The following is a 14,618-nucleotide window of genomic DNA, read 5'->3' on the forward strand; positions in this document are numbered from 1 at the left end:
CCACATTGCACGTGCAACCCCGGAATTGGGGCTGTCGTCGCCTGTCGCTAGAGTGATCAATAGACCTGTGCGCGTGCGCGTGGACACGGGTGCGAACGGGGACGGGGAGCGGCGGAGACGCCGCGCCCGCGGGGAGACGGGGAAGCCAACGTGGCAGACGACAACGGGGCGGGCCAGGTGGCAACGGCCCTCTCGCTGGGGCTGGCGGGTCCGCTGGGCGCGGTAGCAGGCGTGGCCGCACAAGCGGCCGCTGCGGCGCTGCGGGTCCAGTTCGACGACTTGAAGGAATACCAGAAGCTGGTGGACGGGCTTCTGACGACTCTCAACGACTCCCCGGCGCACCACGGGAAGCTGGCGGACGGCACGATGCCGGCGGGAGCCCTGGGCAAGGGGTTCACCTCGGCTGAAAAGCTCTACAAGGCCTACAACACCGTCCACTCGGAGCTGGAGAAGCTGTCGAAGGCGCTCGGGGTGCAGATCGAGGCCCTGGGCATCGCCATCCAGTCCGCGCACGGCGGCTACAGCGAGGTGGACGAGGAGACGAAGCGGCGCATGGGCTTCCTTGCCAGGCAGGCCCATGACCAGTACGTCAAGGATCGCGACCCGTACGCGAAGAAGACGGCCGACGCCGGACAGCCGGGCACGCCGAACACCCCGCAGCCGAACGGGACCAAGAAGGGCAGTCACTTCGGATGAGCCAGTTCGAGGGTTACTCACACGCACAGCTCTACGCGATGATCGCCGGGCTCGATGCGGCGGCGGCCGAGCGGCGGGCAAGGCAGCTCACCGATGCCGCCAAGGTGATCGAGGACATCGGTGCGAAGCTCAAGGACCACAAGGTCAAGGGCTGGGAGGGCGAGGCGGCCGATGCCTTCCAGAACTGGGTGAACCAGACGGGCAGCGCCACGTTGGAGCTGGCCAAGTACAGCGCTACCGGCGGCGAGAACCTGCTGGAGACGGCCCAGATCATGCGCCAGATCAAGCCCGTCGATGGCAGCGAAGGGGAGATGCCCAAGTACGACGCGGCAGCGCAGGGGAAGCTCACGCAGAACCTCATGGCCGCCCGCGACAACCCGGGCAACACGGCCGCGCTGAAGCTCGGCCAGGAGGCCTGGTCGAAGATGAACGGAAACCACGGGCAGGCCGTGACCGCAATGGTCAAGCTTTCCGATTCGTACGACCAGACGTCCGCCCAGATGGAAAGGGCGAGGATCCCGACGTTCCCGCCGCCGCCGAGTGTGCTTGTGCCGTTCAATAACTACGACGAGGTAGAGCTGCAGAGGCCGACAGGAGAGTCCGGCGGAGGGGGCGGCTCGACAGGCTCCTCGTACACGACGACGGGGTCCTCGCACGGTTCGTCCTCGGGCGACACCGGATCGGTGACCGGGCGTTCGCCGCAGCCGGACAACACGGTCCCGTCGATGTCCGCTCCGTCGGTTCCGGACCGCGAGGTGGACGTGGACCTCGACAGCGTCGCGGTGCTTCCGGACCGGACGGTTCCTCCGGTGACCACCTTGCCCGGCCCGCTTCCCACGGGTCCCGTCAGCCCCACCCCCGGACCCGTCCTCCCGCCCATGGGTTTCCCGCCGGTGGGCGGTATGAAGCCGCCCAGTCTCACCGGCCCGGGCATCGGCCCGTACCCGACACTGGGCGGTCCCGGCACTCCTCCTCCCGGCGGCAAGGCTGTCGGAATGCCCCCGCGTGACAGCGGCATCACGGGCGGCCGGCCCGTGACGTCCACCGGCCCCAGCTCGGGCATCCCGCGGGGCAACGTCATCGGTGAAGGCACTCACGCCGGTCGTGGCATCGGCGGCGGCATGGGTCCCGGAGTTGGCGGTGGCCACGGCGGGCAAAACGGCTTCGCGGCAGGTCGTCGACTTGCCTCGGAGCCGGGAGGCATCGTCGGAGGAAAGCCCGGCACGGGTGCTCGCCCGATCGCGGGCGGCCAGCCGTTCACCCAGGGCGGCTCAGGCCTCGTGCGCAACAGCGTGGGTGGCATGGGCCCGGGTGCCATGGGGCACGCGGGTGCACGTACGCAGACTCCGGGTACGCGGCGGGACGACCGGCAGGGCGAGCGCGCCGACTACCTGGTCGAGGACGAAGAGACCTGGCAGGGCAACCGTCGTGTTGTTCCGCCTGTGATCGACTGAGCAGAACGGACGTTGCACGGGATGCGCATGCGTAAGGCGACCTCGGCCCTGGTGGGCCTCCTGCTGGCCGGGGTCGCCGCGACCCCGGCCCACGCGGAGACCGTTCGGTCGCAGCAATGGCATCTCGACGCCATGAAGGCCGACGAGATGTGGAAGATCACCACCGGGAAGGGAATCACCGTTGCGGTGATCGATACCGGCGTTAACCGCATCCCGGAACTGGAAGGTCAGGTTCTCCCCGGCGCGGTCTTCCCTGTTGGCGATGCCCCGGGCGACAAGGACAACGACTACTACGGTCACGGCACCGGCATTTCCGCGATGATCGCCGCTACCGGAAAGCACCCAAGTGGTGACGGTGTATTCGGGCTTGCACCCGGAGTCAAGATTCTCCCGATCCGCGTGCCGAACATGCTGGAAGGGGCGAACACCCCCTCGATGGTCCAGGGCATTCGGTACGCGGCAGACTCAGAGGCCAAGGTCATCAACATTTCCATGGGCCTGCCCAGCAAGCCTGAGGAAGATGCGGAGCGGGCCGCCGCTGTGAAGTACGCGCTCTCGAAGGGCAAGCTGATCTTTGCTTCCGTTGGCAATTACGGTGATTCGACCAACGAGCTCGCCTACCCAGCCGGGACCCCCGGAGTCGTAGGCGTCGGAGCCGTGGACAGCACAGGCGAGCCGACCAAGGAGTCTCAGCACGGCCCCCAGGTGGATATGGCCGCACCTGGCATCGACATTGTCACCGCGTGCAAGCGTAAAACGGGGCTGTGCAAGACCCACGGCACCAGTGACGCCGCCGGCCTCGTCTCCGCCTCCGCCGCCCTCCTATGGTCCGTCCACCCCGACTGGACCAACAACCAGGTTCTGCGGGTCCTGTTGAACACCGCCGGCAAGCCCGTCGACGGGTCTGCGCGCAACGACTACATCGGCTACGGGATCGCGAGGCCCAATGTCGCGCTGAAGAATCCTGGGGACCCCGGTCCGGCGGACGTGTACCCGCTGCCCGACCTGGCGGCTGCGGCGAACGCGGGCAAGTCGCCCTCGCCCTCCACGGACGGCAAGGCTCCCGACGCCGCCGCGTCCGAGCCGGCGGCGAAGGCCGAGGAGAAGAAGAGCGGCAGCTCACTTCCCTGGATCGCACTCGGTCTGGGAGCCTGTGTGCTCATCGGCGGGGCCGTGACGGTGGTCGTCGTACGCCGCAACCGCTGACTCGGAGTTTCACGCGAGGTCGTTCGACAAGGAATGGTCGGCGGCTCGCGCCTCGAAAGCTGAGCGGATCCGTCGACGGGGAGAAGCCCGGTGACTCGCGCTCGGTGCTCGTCGGGCTCATGGAGAAGTACGCCGACTACGCGAAGCAGCAGACCCGGTGCGGCAGCTCATGGGCCCCCACTCGTGATCTAGGTCTGGACCGAGCCGTCTTCGCTTCGCCGGTTCCTGCTCACCCGCGCTTGTTCGCCCTGCTGCTGAGGGATTCCCCGCTTCGGCCAGATCATTCCCTCAGTCGCTCGGCGGTGCGCGAGGGAAACGCCCGACAACGACATGATGAACCATGCCATGACGGCTACTCCCCACCGACCGAATTCATTCCAGGCGAGCGCAAGGCTGGGGGTCAGCAGGCAGATGTATGCGAAGCGCAGTCGCCATTTGTGGAGGGGGAGGGCCGGAACGTCCAGCTTGACGCTGTACTCGCTGATGATGATCCAGTCGTCGATGAAGAATGCGAAGGCATAGGACAGCACGGCCATCCATACGCCATCGATTCCGCGGCCTTGGAGGAGCCACACGATCGTGAGTGCGGAAAGGAAGACGCCCCCTTGGGCGTTGGTCAGGTTCAGCTGCCGCGTCTCTCTCCAGAGGGTTGCAGCAGGCCCTTTGTTCTTGAAGACGGCACGTACTTGAGCGCAATAGCGAATCGTTGCAGTCAGTGCGACAAGCAGGGTGGTGATGCGCAGGATCAGCGATCCGTTGGACACTTGCTCCGTCAAACTGTCCAGCGTGCGCCGTCGGTCGCTGAGGATCATCGGGAGCCACTCATCGATGCTGTCGAGCGGGTCGCTGAGCGCCATCACGCAGCAGGCGACTGCCAGCCCCAAATTCATGGAGCCCTGGGTCGTGCTGAGTCCGAGGCGCATCTTTGTGGTAAATGCCGTGCGGGAGAGGTTCTCGGTTCTCCATTGCTTCGCGAATTGCATCTGGTCGCGGGCGAACGTGTGCGCCTCGTCCGAGGACGAGAGTCGAGACGCGCGGCGAATCGTTTCAAAGAACCCTAACTGTGGCGCGGGCTCCGTTCCCTCGAAAATTTCTCGCCTCAGGGTGCGCCTCGTGCCGCGTTCGCAGATGATGCCCGCCAGAAGGACGGTGGCGAGTCCCGCGATGGCGGCGGTTTGGACAACGGGGTCGGTTAGCAGCTGCGTCATAGCTCCTCCTATGCGCGATGCCTGACCGGCATGGCCGCCGGGATCAAGAGGCGCCATCATTCCAGGCCGAGGTGCAGGGCGGAGGCGTTTTGCCGATGGTTCACCCCGTCGAGGTTCGGTGCAGCTCCCCGCCCTCTCCGGCCCTCACACCGCTCGCGCCGCTCCGACGGCGCGGGCCCGCGGCGTGGAACACGAAGCGCGGGGCGGGACCGGGACGGACGACCGAATGGGCGGCACCCCCGGAGGGTGCCGCCCATTCGGTCCGCCTGTTCAGGCACTTGAAGCCGTGACCGGAATCGAACCGGCGTAACCCGCTTTGCAGGCGAGTCCCTCAACCACTCGGGCACACGGCTGTGAGGTGGTGATGTGCACGACCGTACGGGGGGCCCGGGGGAGCGGGAAGGGTTTCGCGGCGGGTGCAACACGACTGCCATGCCGCGTTCACAGTGACCCGAGGGCCTAGGACTCCCGGAGGAGGGCGGGATCCGTCGAACGGACAGGGTCGAGATGGGGCTACGCACCTTACTCTGGGGCGATGAGTGCCCTTGAGCCCCGCGTGCCCCAGAGAACCGAGACACCGGTCCCGCCCCTGCAGCAGGGCGGGATCCTCGGGCCCGCGTACCGGACGCTCAGCATCGGGATCATCTCCGTCGTCTTCCTGATCGCCTTCGAGGCCACCGCCGTGGGGACGGCCATGCCCGTCGCCGCGCGCGAGCTGGAGGGGATCGGGCTCTACGCCTTCGCCTTCTCCGCCTACTTCACGACCAGCCTCTTCGGCATGGTCCTGTCCGGGCAGTGGGCCGACCGGCAGGGGCCGCTGCGGCCGCTGGCCGTCGGCATCGCCGCGTTCGCCTCCGGGCTCGTGGTCTCCGGGACCGCCGGGGCGATGTGGGTGTTCGTGCTCGGCCGGGCCGTGCAGGGCTTCGGCGGCGGGCTGGTCATCGTCGCCCTGTACGTGGTGGTCAGCCGGGCCTACGAGGAGCGGCTGCGGCCCGCCATCATGGCCGCCTTCGCCGCGAGCTGGGTGGTGCCCTCGATCGTCGGGCCGCTGGCCTCGGGGACGGTCACCGAGCACCTCGGGTGGCGGTGGGTGTTCCTCGGGATCCCGGCCCTGGTCGTCGTACCGCTGATGGTGGCCCTGCCCGCGATACGGCGGACCGCGTCCGGGCCCGTCGACCCCGACGCGCCGCCCGTGGCCTTCGACCGGCGGCGGATCCGGCTGGCCCTCGGGATCTCGCTGGGCGCGGGCCTGCTCCAGTACGCCGCCCAGGACCTGCGCTGGCTGTCGCTGGTGCCGGGCATCGCCGGCGCGGCCCTGCTCGTGCCCGCCGTGCTGGGGCTGCTGCCGCGCGGGACGTACCTGGCGCGGCGCGGACTGCCGTCCGTGGTGCTGCTGCGCGGGGTGGCCGCGGGTTCGTTCATCGCGGCCGAGAGCTTCGTACCGCTGATGCTGGTCACCCAGCGGGGGCTGAGCCCGACCCTGGCCGGGTTCTCGCTCGCGCTCGGCGGAGTGACCTGGGCGGGCGGCTCGTGGGTGCAGTCGAAGGGGCGGATGGCCCCGTACCGGGAACGGCTGATGGTGGCCGGGATGGTGATGGTCGCCCTGGCCATCGCCGCGGCGCCCGCCGTGCTCATCGAGTCCGTCCCGGTGTGGACGCTGGCGCTGGCCTGGGCGGTCGGCTGCCTGGGCATGGGGCTGGTGATCGGCTCCACGAGCGTGCTGCTGCTGAAGCTGTCGGCGCCGGAGGAGGCGGGGGCCAACTCCGCCGCGCTGCAGATCTCGGACGCGCTGGCGAACGTGGTCCTGCTGGCCGGTGGCGGCGCCGCGTTCGCCGCGCTGGGCGGTGGAGCCGTCGGCGCCTCCCACGCCCTGACGGACGGGGCGTCGGCCTCGCACCCCGCCGCATTCGTGGTGGTGTTCCTGCCGATGGCCTGCGTGGCACTGGTGGGGGCGTGGGTCGCGACCCGGCTGGAGCCGGCCGCGAAGTGACCGGCGGAATCCGTGTGCGCCGGGGCCGGCCGGCACGCTAGCTTCGCCGCATGAACGAGTTGACCATCCGGCTCTCCGACGCCGAGCGCGCGGAGCTCGCCGACCTTGCCGACGCCACCGGGCAAGGGCCCGAGGAGGTCGCGCTGGAAGCCGTACGGGCGCACCTGCGGGCCGAGCGGCAGCGGGTCGGGGCCGAGGCGCTGCGGCTCGCCCGGCGGCACGCGCCCCTGCTGAAGCGGCTCGGCGCATGAGCGCCGCCGCCGTCACGGTGCGCCACCTCACGCTCGCCGAGGTCCTCGACCTGGCCCGGCACGCCTGCCTCGCCCAGGACCAGCCCGTCGAACTGCGCGCCCCCGGACTGCTGGAGTCGGCCGTACACCGGCCCCGGGCCCGCATGTTCGGGACCCCGGCGTACGAGGACCCGTACGAGCAGGCCGCCGCGCTGCTCCACGGCATCGCCACCAACCACCCCCTGGTCGACGGGAACAAGCGCACCGCGTGGCTCGCCGCGGCCACCTTCCTGGCGGTGAACGGGGCCGACCCGGGCGACGTCGACCAGGAGGCCGCGTACGCCCTGGTCATCGACGTGGCCGCCGGGCACGAGGCGGATGTGGCGCGGATCGCCGGCCGGCTGAGGGCACTGCTCCTCCCGCAGATGTGACGCTCGCCGCACCGCGCGAGGTCACGGGCCTGTCCCTCCGCGAGGGGCGGGCCCGTCCCGGTAAGGTGGCCCGGTTGTCCTACGTACGACTGCCGAGAGCGACGAACCGGAGACCGTGACTACTACCGCCTCCCACCACCTCTCACCCGCCTTCCCCGGCCGTGCCCCTTGGGGTACGGCGGGCAAACTGCGCGCCTGGCAGCAGGGAGCGCTGGACCGCTACATCGAGAAGCAGCCGCGGGACTTCCTCGCGGTCGCGACCCCCGGCGCAGGCAAGACCACCTTCGCGCTGACCCTCGCCTCCTGGCTGCTGCACCACCACGTGGTCCAGCAGGTGACCGTGGTCGCGCCGACCGAGCACCTGAAGAAGCAGTGGGCGGAAGCCGCGGCGCGGATAGGCATCCGGCTGGATCCCGAGTACTCCGCCGGGCCGCTCAGCAAGGACTACCACGGGGTCGCCGTCACCTACGCGGGTGTGGGCGTCCGCCCGATGCTGCACCGCAACCGGTGCGAGCAGCGCAAGACCCTCGTCATCCTCGACGAGATCCACCACGCCGGTGACTCGAAGTCCTGGGGCGAGGCCTGCCTGGAGGCCTTCGACCCGGCGACCCGGCGCCTGGCCCTGACCGGTACGCCCTTCCGGTCCGACACGAACCCGATCCCCTTCGTCTCGTACGAGGAGGGGAACGACGGGATCCGCCGGTCGTCCGCCGACTACACCTACGGCTACGGGAACGCCCTCGGCGACGGCGTCGTCCGGCCCGTCATCTTCCTCTCCTACAGCGGCAACATGCGCTGGCGCACCAAGGCGGGCGACGAGATCGCCGCCAAGCTCGGCGAGCCGATGACGAAGGACGCCATCTCGCAGGCCTGGCGCACCGCGCTGGACCCGCGCGGTGACTGGATGCCGAACGTGCTGCGCGCCGCCGACCAGCGGCTGACGGAGGTCAGGAAGGGCATCCCCGACGCGGGCGGCCTCGTGATCGCCTCCGACCAGGACTCGGCGCGCGCCTACGCCAAGCTGCTGCGGGAGATCACCGGCAGCAAGGCGACCGTGGTGCTCTCCGACGACACCGGCGCGTCGAAGCGGATCGACGAGTTCAGCGAGGACGGCAGCCGCTGGATGGTCGCGGTCCGGATGGTGTCCGAGGGCGTCGACGTACCGCGCCTCGCGGTGGGCGTGTACGCGACGACGATCTCGACCCCGCTGTTCTTCGCCCAGGCCGTCGGGCGCTTCGTGCGCTCGCGCAGGCGCGGCGAGACCGCCTCCGTGTTCCTTCCGACCATTCCCTACCTCCTCGGCTTCGCCAACGAGATGGAGGTCGAGCGCGACCACGTGCTCGACAAGCCGAAGAAGCAGGGCGAGGAAGACCCGTACGCCGAGTCCGAGAAGGAGATGGACGAGGCGAACAAGCAGGAGGACGAGGACACCGGCGAGGACGAGCAGATGTCCTTCGAGGCGCTGGAGTCCGACGCGGTCTTCGACCGGGTGCTCTACGACGGCGCCGAGTTCGGCATGCAGGCGCACCCGGGCAGCGAGGAGGAGCAGGACTACCTCGGCATCCCCGGACTGCTGGAGCCGGACCAGGTGCAGATGCTGCTGCAGAAGCGGCAGTCGCGGCAGATCGCGCACAGCCGCCGCAAGCCGGACACCGAGGCGGACCTGCTGGAGCTGCCGGCGGAGCGACGGCCGGTGGTCTCGCACAAGGAACTGCTGGAGCTGCGGAAGTCGCTCAACACGATGGTCGGCGCGTACGTCCACCAGAGCGGCAAGCCGCACGGGGTGATCCACACGGAGCTGCGCCGGGTGTGCGGCGGGCCGCCGAGCGCGGAGGCGACGGCGGGGCAGCTGCGCGAGCGGATCAAGAAGGTGCAGGAGTGGGCCACCCGCATGCGGTGACCTCGCGGTGAGTTCACACAGAACAGGGGACGGGGTCCGTGCGGAGCATCGCACGGACCCCGTCCCCTGTGACGGTCCTACGGTCTTACCGTCCTACGGTCCTTCGGTCTTACGCGGTGGGGCGGCGACGGCGGCCGGTGCCCGCGACCAGGGCCGCGCCCATGGCGAGCGCCACGCCGGCCCCGCCGAGGGCCCAGCTGGTGGCCGCGTCGGCGCCGGTCTCGGCCAGCTGACCACCGGTGGTGACCGGGGTCGTGTCCTTGATCGGGGTGGAGCCGCCCTCGGGCTTCGGCTGGTTGCCGGTGGTGCCGCCGTCCTTGGTGCCCGGCGCGTTGATCGAGCTGTAGGCGAAGGCCACGTCGGACGTGATGCCTTCCTCGCCGTGGTCGCCCGCGAGCACGGCGAGGAACATCGGGCCGACCGGGGCGTCCGCGGTGAACTGGGCCCGCAGGTAGATGCCGAACCTCGCGTCCTTGCCGACCGCGCGGTCGATGTTCGCCCAGGCCACCTGGCTCGACGTGTCGTTCTTGGCGTCGACCCAGCGCTCGCCGTCCCAGACCTCGATGGCGAGGTGCTTCGACTTGAGGGTTTCGCTGTTGTTGTCGAAGAAGAGCGCGAAGCCGTACTCGTCGATCTTCTCCTTGCCGGAGTTGTCGACGCCGAGCGTGAACGTCTGCCACCCACCGCCCGCCGTGAAGCCGCCGGGCGGCAGGCCCTGCAGGGCGACCTTCGGCCCGTTGTTCTGCTCCTGCTCCTGCTCGTCGGGCGAGGTCACCTTGGACTCGTACCGGACGCGGTCCGCGGTGCCGCCCTCGGCGGTCGTGGACAGGGAGAAGCGGGAGGGCGGCGTGTCCTTGCCGAACTTCATACGAAGCTTGAGGTCGAAGACCTCGTTGTTTTCGATGTCCACGTCGGCGACGCCGAGGCTGTAGACCTCCTCGGACCCGTCCGCCGCGATGGCGTGCCAGCCCCAGGCGCCCTTCGAGTCGGGGGCGTAGACCTCGGTCTGGATGTCGCCGGCCTCCCACCCGAAGGTGTCGAGGGTCCACAGGACCAGTTCGAGCGAGTAGTCGTCGACGGCCGGGCGGCCCGCGTTGTCCACGTGCAGGGAGAACTCGCTCCAGCCGCCACCGGACGTGAACGCCTTCGGGAGGCCGTCCAGGGTCAGCTTCGGGGCCGCGGCGGCGGTCTTCTGGTCGGTCTTCCCGGCGCCCTCGGGCGTGACCGTCTCGGCCGGCTTCGGCTGCGGCTTCGGCTGGGTCTCCGGGGCCGCCGGCTGCTGCCCGGCCTCGGGCTTCGACACCTCCGGGGCCTGCGGTGCCTGCGGCGCCTTCGGGGTCTCGCCGGTCGCCGGGGCGGTGTCGTCCTTCGGCGCCGCGTCCGGGGTCGTGACCGCCGGGTTGCGGACCTCGTCGGCCATGGCCGGCGAGGCCATCAGGACCGTCGGGCCGACCACCGCGGCGGCGGCGACCATGGCAATGCGCTTGAGCTTCATACGGTTTTTCCCCCTCCGAACGGCCCAGGTGCGCGCGAGCGCATCCCCCCCGAGCCGAATGACCATCTTTTTGAACATGATCAGAGTAATGGTGCGGTAAAGAGCTCCTGTGGCAATTGAGGTTACGAATCGACACCAGAAGCGATCAGGAACCGGCATAAACGGGTAGCACGCGCCCGGATTCTGGACGAGCCCTTCCGCTGAGCGGACCCGCTCGCTACTGTCCCCGCATCGAACGCACCGTGGCAGCGCCGCCGCGGGAGCGCAGCCGGTGCCATGGCCGCTACCGGCGGCCTCTCCGTGCGCCGCCGCGGGACCGGCGGCGTTCCACCCCGAGAGTCACCGCCGCCCACCGAAAGAGGGAGAGGCGTCGTGACCGCGGAAACCTCCCAGACTCTCGACAGAGGGCTCAGAGTCCTCAAACTGCTCGCCGACACCGACCACGGTCTGACCGTCACCGAGCTCTCCAACCGCCTCGGTGTGAACCGCACCGTGGTCTACCGGCTCCTCGCCACGCTCGAACAGCACGCCCTGGTCCGCCGTGACCTCGGCGGCCGGGCCCGCGTCGGACTCGGCGTGCTCCGGCTGGGCCGGCAGGTGCATCCCCTCGTACGCGAGGCCGCCCTGCCCGCGCTGCGTTCGCTCGCCGAGGACATAGGCGCCACCGCGCACCTGACCCTCGTCGACGGCACCGAGGCCCTTGCCGTCGCCGTCGTGGAGCCGACCTGGACGGACTACCACGTGGCCTACCGGGCCGGCTTCCGCCACCCGCTGGACCGCGGGGCCGCCGGGCGGGCCATCCTGGCGGCCCGTCAGGGCTCCCTCATCGAACCCGGGTACACGCTGACGCACGGCGAGCTCGAAGCGGGCGCGAGCGGTGCGGCCGCGCCGCTCGTGGGGATCACCGGGCTGGAGGGCAGCGTCGGGGTCGTCATGCTGGCCGACGCGGTGCCGGAGCGGGTGGGGCCGAGGGTGGTGGACGCGGCGCGCGAGGTCGCGGACGCGCTGCGCTGACGCTGCGCTGAGCCCGACTGGTTTTCGCCGGGGTGCGGTGTGGGGGCGGGTGCGGCGCCTCCCCCAGACTCCGTCCGGGGGGACCCCCAGGGGGCTCCGCCCCGGACCCCGCGCCTCAAACGCCGGCGGGGCTGGATTGGCCCGGCGCGGCTGGAATGGCCCGGGCGGGGGCGGAGGGGTGGCTCGGGTGGGTTGAGCTTGGGCTGCGGATAGATTGGGTGGGTGCTCTCACGCCTCACACGTCTGTCGCGCCCCGTTGCCCTGGCCCTCTGCGCCGTGCCCGTGGTCGGGCTGTTCGTCGCCGCGGCCTTCGCGCCGCTGCCCTACGTGGTCGCCATCCCCGGCCCCACGGCCGACGTGCTGGGGTCCGACCAGGGCAAGCCGGTCATCACCGTCACCGGGGCGCCCGTCCGGGACACCGAGGGCCAGCTGCGGATGACGACCATCCGGGCCACCGGTCCGTCCTCGACCATGCGGCTGCACGAGCTCGTCGACCACTGGTTCAAGACCGATCAGGCGGTCATGCCCAAGGAGGCCGTCTACTCCTCGGGCGGAAGCGACGAGGAGATCGAGAAGCACAACCTGGAGGAGATGGCCAAGTCGCAGTCGGCCGCCGCCGAAGCCGCGCTCGGCTATCTCCACAAGGACCCGAAGGACGTGAAGGTCGAGCTCAACCTCGCCGACGTCGGCGGTCCCAGTGCCGGGCTCCTCTTCTCCCTCGGCGTCGTCAACAAGCTCGACGGCGACGGCAGCGGCGGCGACCTCACCGGCGGACGCAGCATCGCCGGTACGGGAACCATCACCGCCGACGGAACGGTCGGCGCCGTCGGCGGGGTGGCCCTGAAGACCCAGGCCGCGCGGCGCGACGGGGCGAGCGTGTTCCTCGTACCGAAGGACGAGTGCGCCGACGCCCGGTCGGAACTCCCCGAGGGGCTGCGGCTGGTCCCCGTCACTTCGCTGACGGACGCGGTGGACTCCCTGCGTGCGCTGAAGCGGGGAGAGGCCGTTCCGTCCTGCTGACGGGAACCGCCCGCCCCACACCGATCGGCCGGTTGGCAGGCGGTCGCGCGGCCGAGCGGCGAACGGGCGTCGAGCGTAAGGGCGTTGGGCTCTGCCCGGCCGGCGTCAGGGCCGGGTGTCGTCCGCGGCCGCCTGTTCGACCAGCGGGATGATCCGCAGGGGTACCGGGTTCTCCATCACGATCGCCGTCGACGCCCTGACGATGCCCTCGAACCCGACGACGCGGTCGATCACCCGCTGCAGGTCGGCGTTGGACCGGGCCACGAGCCGGCACAGCATGTCCCCGTGCCCGGTGGTGGTGTGCAGCTCCAGTACCTCCGGCACCCCGTCCAGGTGGGCCCGTACGTCGGCCCCCTGCCCCTGCTTGATCTCCAGGGTGGCGAAGGCGGTCACCGGATACCCGAGGGCCGTCGGGTCGACCTGCGGGCCGAAGCCGCGGATGACCCCGTTCGACTGGAGCCGGTCGAGGCGGGCCTGCACGGTCCCGCGGGCCACGCCGAGGCGGCGCGAGGCCTCCAGGACCCCGATCCGGGGCTCGCGGGCGAGCAGGACGATGAGCCGGCCGTCGAGTTCGTCGATGCCCATGGACGCCTCCCAGTGCCCACGCGTGCTCGTGGGTGGTCATAGTGCACAGATGTTTCAGCCATCCTGTGCTCGGACTGGTCACCTTGTACAGTCAAATAGGAAACTATTGCGCAGCTTGTGGATCGGCGGGACTCTGCGCTCATGACTGAGTCTCTGGCGAACCTCGAAACCACCCCGCACACCGCGCGTGAGGCAGACCCCTTCCCCGTCAAGGGGATGGACGCGGTCGTCTTCGCCGTCGGCAACGCCAAGCAGGCCGCGCACTACTACTCGACCGCCTTCGGCATGAAGCTCGTGGCCTACTCCGGACCGGAGAACGGCAGCCGCGAGACGGCCAGCTACGTCCTGACCAACGGCTCCGCGCGCTTCGTGCTGACCTCGGTCATCAAGCCGGTCACCGACCACGGCCGCTTCCTGGCCGAGCACGTCGCCGAGCACGGCGACGGCGTGATCGACCTCGCCATCGAGGTCCCGGACGTCCGCGCGGCCTACGCGTACGCCGTCGAGCAGGGCGCCCGCGGCCTGGACGAGCCGTACGAGGTCAAGGACGAGCACGGCACCGTCGTACTGGCCGCGATCGCGACCTACGGCCAGACCCGCCACACGCTGGTCGAGCGCGGCGACTACACCGGCCCGTACCTGCCGGGCTACGTGGCCGCCGACCCGATGGTCGCGGCCCCGGCCAAGCGCACATTCCAGGCCATCGACCACTGCGTCGGCAACGTGGAACTCGGCCGGATGAACGAGTGGGTCGCCTTCTACAACAAGGTCATGGGCTTCACGAACATGAAGGAGTTCGTGGGCGACGACATCGCGACCGAGTACTCGGCGCTGATGTCCAAGGTGGTCGCGGACGGCACCAAGAAGGTCAAGTTCCCGATCAACGAGCCGGCGATCGCGAAGAAGAAGTCGCAGATCGACGAGTACCTGGAGTTCTACAACGGCCCCGGCGTCCAGCACATCGCGCTGGCCTCGAACGACATCGTCGCGACGGTGCGCTCGATGCGCGCGGCCGGCGTCCAGTTCCTCTCCGTCCCGGACAGCTACTACGACACGCTCGGCGAGTGGGTCGGCGACACCCGCGTGCCGATCGACGAGCTGCGCGAGCTGAAGATCCTGGCCGACCGCGACGAGGACGGCTACCTGCTGCAGATCTTCACCAAGCCGGTCCAGGACCGCCCGACCGTCTTCTTCGAGATCATCGAGCGCCACGGCTCGATGGGCTTCGGCAAGGGCAACTTCAAGGCCCTCTTCGAGGCGATCGAGCGCGAGCAGGAGAAGCGCGGCAACCTCTAGGTTCCCGTGCGGCTTCCGGGCCCCCCGGCCGACGCCGGGGGGCCCGCCCGTGTCCGGCCGGCTGCGCCGCGGCCCCGTGAGGGGAGGGCCGCG

The 14,618-nt window shown here is 70.1% G+C and carries 13 protein-coding genes and 1 tRNA gene; 10 read left to right on the forward strand and 4 right to left on the reverse strand.

The features are described from left to right. Nucleotides 1-150 precede the first annotated feature (150 nt). Genes ACIPYQ_RS00340 through mycP form a run of 3 tightly spaced genes read left to right on the forward strand, consistent with a single transcriptional unit; the run spans nucleotide 151 to nucleotide 3,356 of the window. Complete coding sequence (locus ACIPYQ_RS00340) at nucleotides 151-696, forward strand: hypothetical protein (RefSeq protein ID WP_401244833.1); 546 nt, start codon at nucleotides 151-153, stop codon at nucleotides 694-696. Next, nucleotides 693-2,150: a WXG100 family type VII secretion target gene (locus tag ACIPYQ_RS00345; protein ID WP_401244835.1), complete on the forward strand. Its 1,458-nt coding sequence runs from the start codon at nucleotides 693-695 to the stop codon at nucleotides 2,148-2,150. Before ACIPYQ_RS00340 ends, ACIPYQ_RS00345 begins: the two co-directional genes overlap by 4 nt. Nucleotides 2,151-2,171: 21 nt before the next feature. Continuing rightward, the gene (gene mycP / locus ACIPYQ_RS00350) at nucleotides 2,172-3,356 is read left to right on the forward strand and encodes a type VII secretion-associated serine protease mycosin (protein ID WP_401244837.1); all 1,185 of its coding nucleotides are present in this window, start codon (nucleotides 2,172-2,174) and stop codon (nucleotides 3,354-3,356) included. A gap of 188 nt (nucleotides 3,357-3,544) precedes the next feature. Here mycP and ACIPYQ_RS00355 read toward each other — a convergent pair whose 3' ends face one another. Both ACIPYQ_RS00355 and ACIPYQ_RS00360 read right to left on the reverse strand, forming a co-directional pair. After that, entirely contained in the window at nucleotides 3,545-4,564 is a 1,020-nt protein-coding gene (locus tag ACIPYQ_RS00355) for a hypothetical protein (protein ID WP_401244839.1), read from the reverse strand. A gap of 281 nt (nucleotides 4,565-4,845) precedes the next feature. Then, nucleotides 4,846-4,917 (reverse strand) — tRNA-Cys (locus ACIPYQ_RS00360). Nucleotides 4,918-5,099: 182 nt separating this feature from the next. Between ACIPYQ_RS00360 and ACIPYQ_RS00365 the strand changes: the two genes are divergently transcribed. From ACIPYQ_RS00365 to ACIPYQ_RS00380, 4 genes are all read left to right on the forward strand, one after another. Then, on the forward strand, nucleotides 5,100-6,554 hold the full coding sequence (locus tag ACIPYQ_RS00365; RefSeq protein ID WP_401244841.1) for an MFS transporter: 1,455 nt from the start codon (nucleotides 5,100-5,102) through the stop codon (nucleotides 6,552-6,554). Nucleotides 6,555-6,604: 50 nt separating this feature from the next. Then, the gene (locus tag ACIPYQ_RS00370; protein ID WP_401244843.1) at nucleotides 6,605-6,805 is read left to right on the forward strand and encodes a hypothetical protein; all 201 of its coding nucleotides are present in this window, start codon (nucleotides 6,605-6,607) and stop codon (nucleotides 6,803-6,805) included. Further along, nucleotides 6,802-7,215, forward strand: a complete 414-nt coding sequence (locus tag ACIPYQ_RS00375) for a type II toxin-antitoxin system death-on-curing family toxin (protein WP_401244845.1) — start codon at nucleotides 6,802-6,804, stop codon at nucleotides 7,213-7,215. The genes ACIPYQ_RS00370 and ACIPYQ_RS00375 overlap by 4 nt, the downstream gene beginning before the upstream one ends. A 115-nt stretch (nucleotides 7,216-7,330) precedes the next feature. Further along, nucleotides 7,331-9,115, forward strand: coding sequence for a DEAD/DEAH box helicase (locus ACIPYQ_RS00380; RefSeq protein WP_361768890.1), 1,785 nt, complete (start codon nucleotides 7,331-7,333; stop codon nucleotides 9,113-9,115). 109 nt (nucleotides 9,116-9,224) lie between these two features. Here ACIPYQ_RS00380 and ACIPYQ_RS00385 read toward each other — a convergent pair whose 3' ends face one another. Then, a complete protein-coding gene (locus ACIPYQ_RS00385; RefSeq protein ID WP_401244847.1) occupies nucleotides 9,225-10,610 on the reverse strand; it encodes a hypothetical protein in 1,386 nt (461 codons plus the stop codon). Nucleotides 10,611-10,982: 372 nt separating this feature from the next. Here ACIPYQ_RS00385 and ACIPYQ_RS00390 point away from each other — a divergent pair, with 372 nt between their 5' ends. Continuing rightward, on the forward strand, nucleotides 10,983-11,624 hold the full coding sequence (locus ACIPYQ_RS00390; RefSeq protein WP_007264382.1) for an IclR family transcriptional regulator: 642 nt from the start codon (nucleotides 10,983-10,985) through the stop codon (nucleotides 11,622-11,624). 222 nt (nucleotides 11,625-11,846) lie between these two features. After that, nucleotides 11,847-12,644 (forward strand): S16 family serine protease, encoded by a 798-nt coding sequence (locus ACIPYQ_RS00395; protein WP_401244849.1) that lies wholly within the window; start codon nucleotides 11,847-11,849, stop codon nucleotides 12,642-12,644. Nucleotides 12,645-12,749: 105 nt separating this feature from the next. On the opposite strand, the gene ACIPYQ_RS00400 is transcribed toward ACIPYQ_RS00395, so the two are convergent. Continuing rightward, nucleotides 12,750-13,229 carry an Lrp/AsnC family transcriptional regulator gene (locus tag ACIPYQ_RS00400; RefSeq protein WP_361768884.1) on the reverse strand — a complete coding sequence of 160 codons (480 nt, stop codon included), beginning with the start codon at nucleotides 13,227-13,229 and terminating at the stop codon, nucleotides 12,750-12,752. A 141-nt stretch (nucleotides 13,230-13,370) separates the two neighbouring features. On the opposite strand from ACIPYQ_RS00400, the gene hppD reads away from it, so the two are divergent. Beyond that, nucleotides 13,371-14,525 (forward strand): 4-hydroxyphenylpyruvate dioxygenase, encoded by a 1,155-nt coding sequence (gene hppD / locus ACIPYQ_RS00405; RefSeq protein ID WP_401244852.1) that lies wholly within the window; start codon nucleotides 13,371-13,373, stop codon nucleotides 14,523-14,525. Nucleotides 14,526-14,618: the final 93 nt, after the last annotated feature.

The organism is Streptomyces sp. NPDC090045 (assembly GCF_044747975.1).
Lineage (GTDB): Bacteria > Actinomycetota > Actinomycetes > Streptomycetales > Streptomycetaceae > Streptomyces.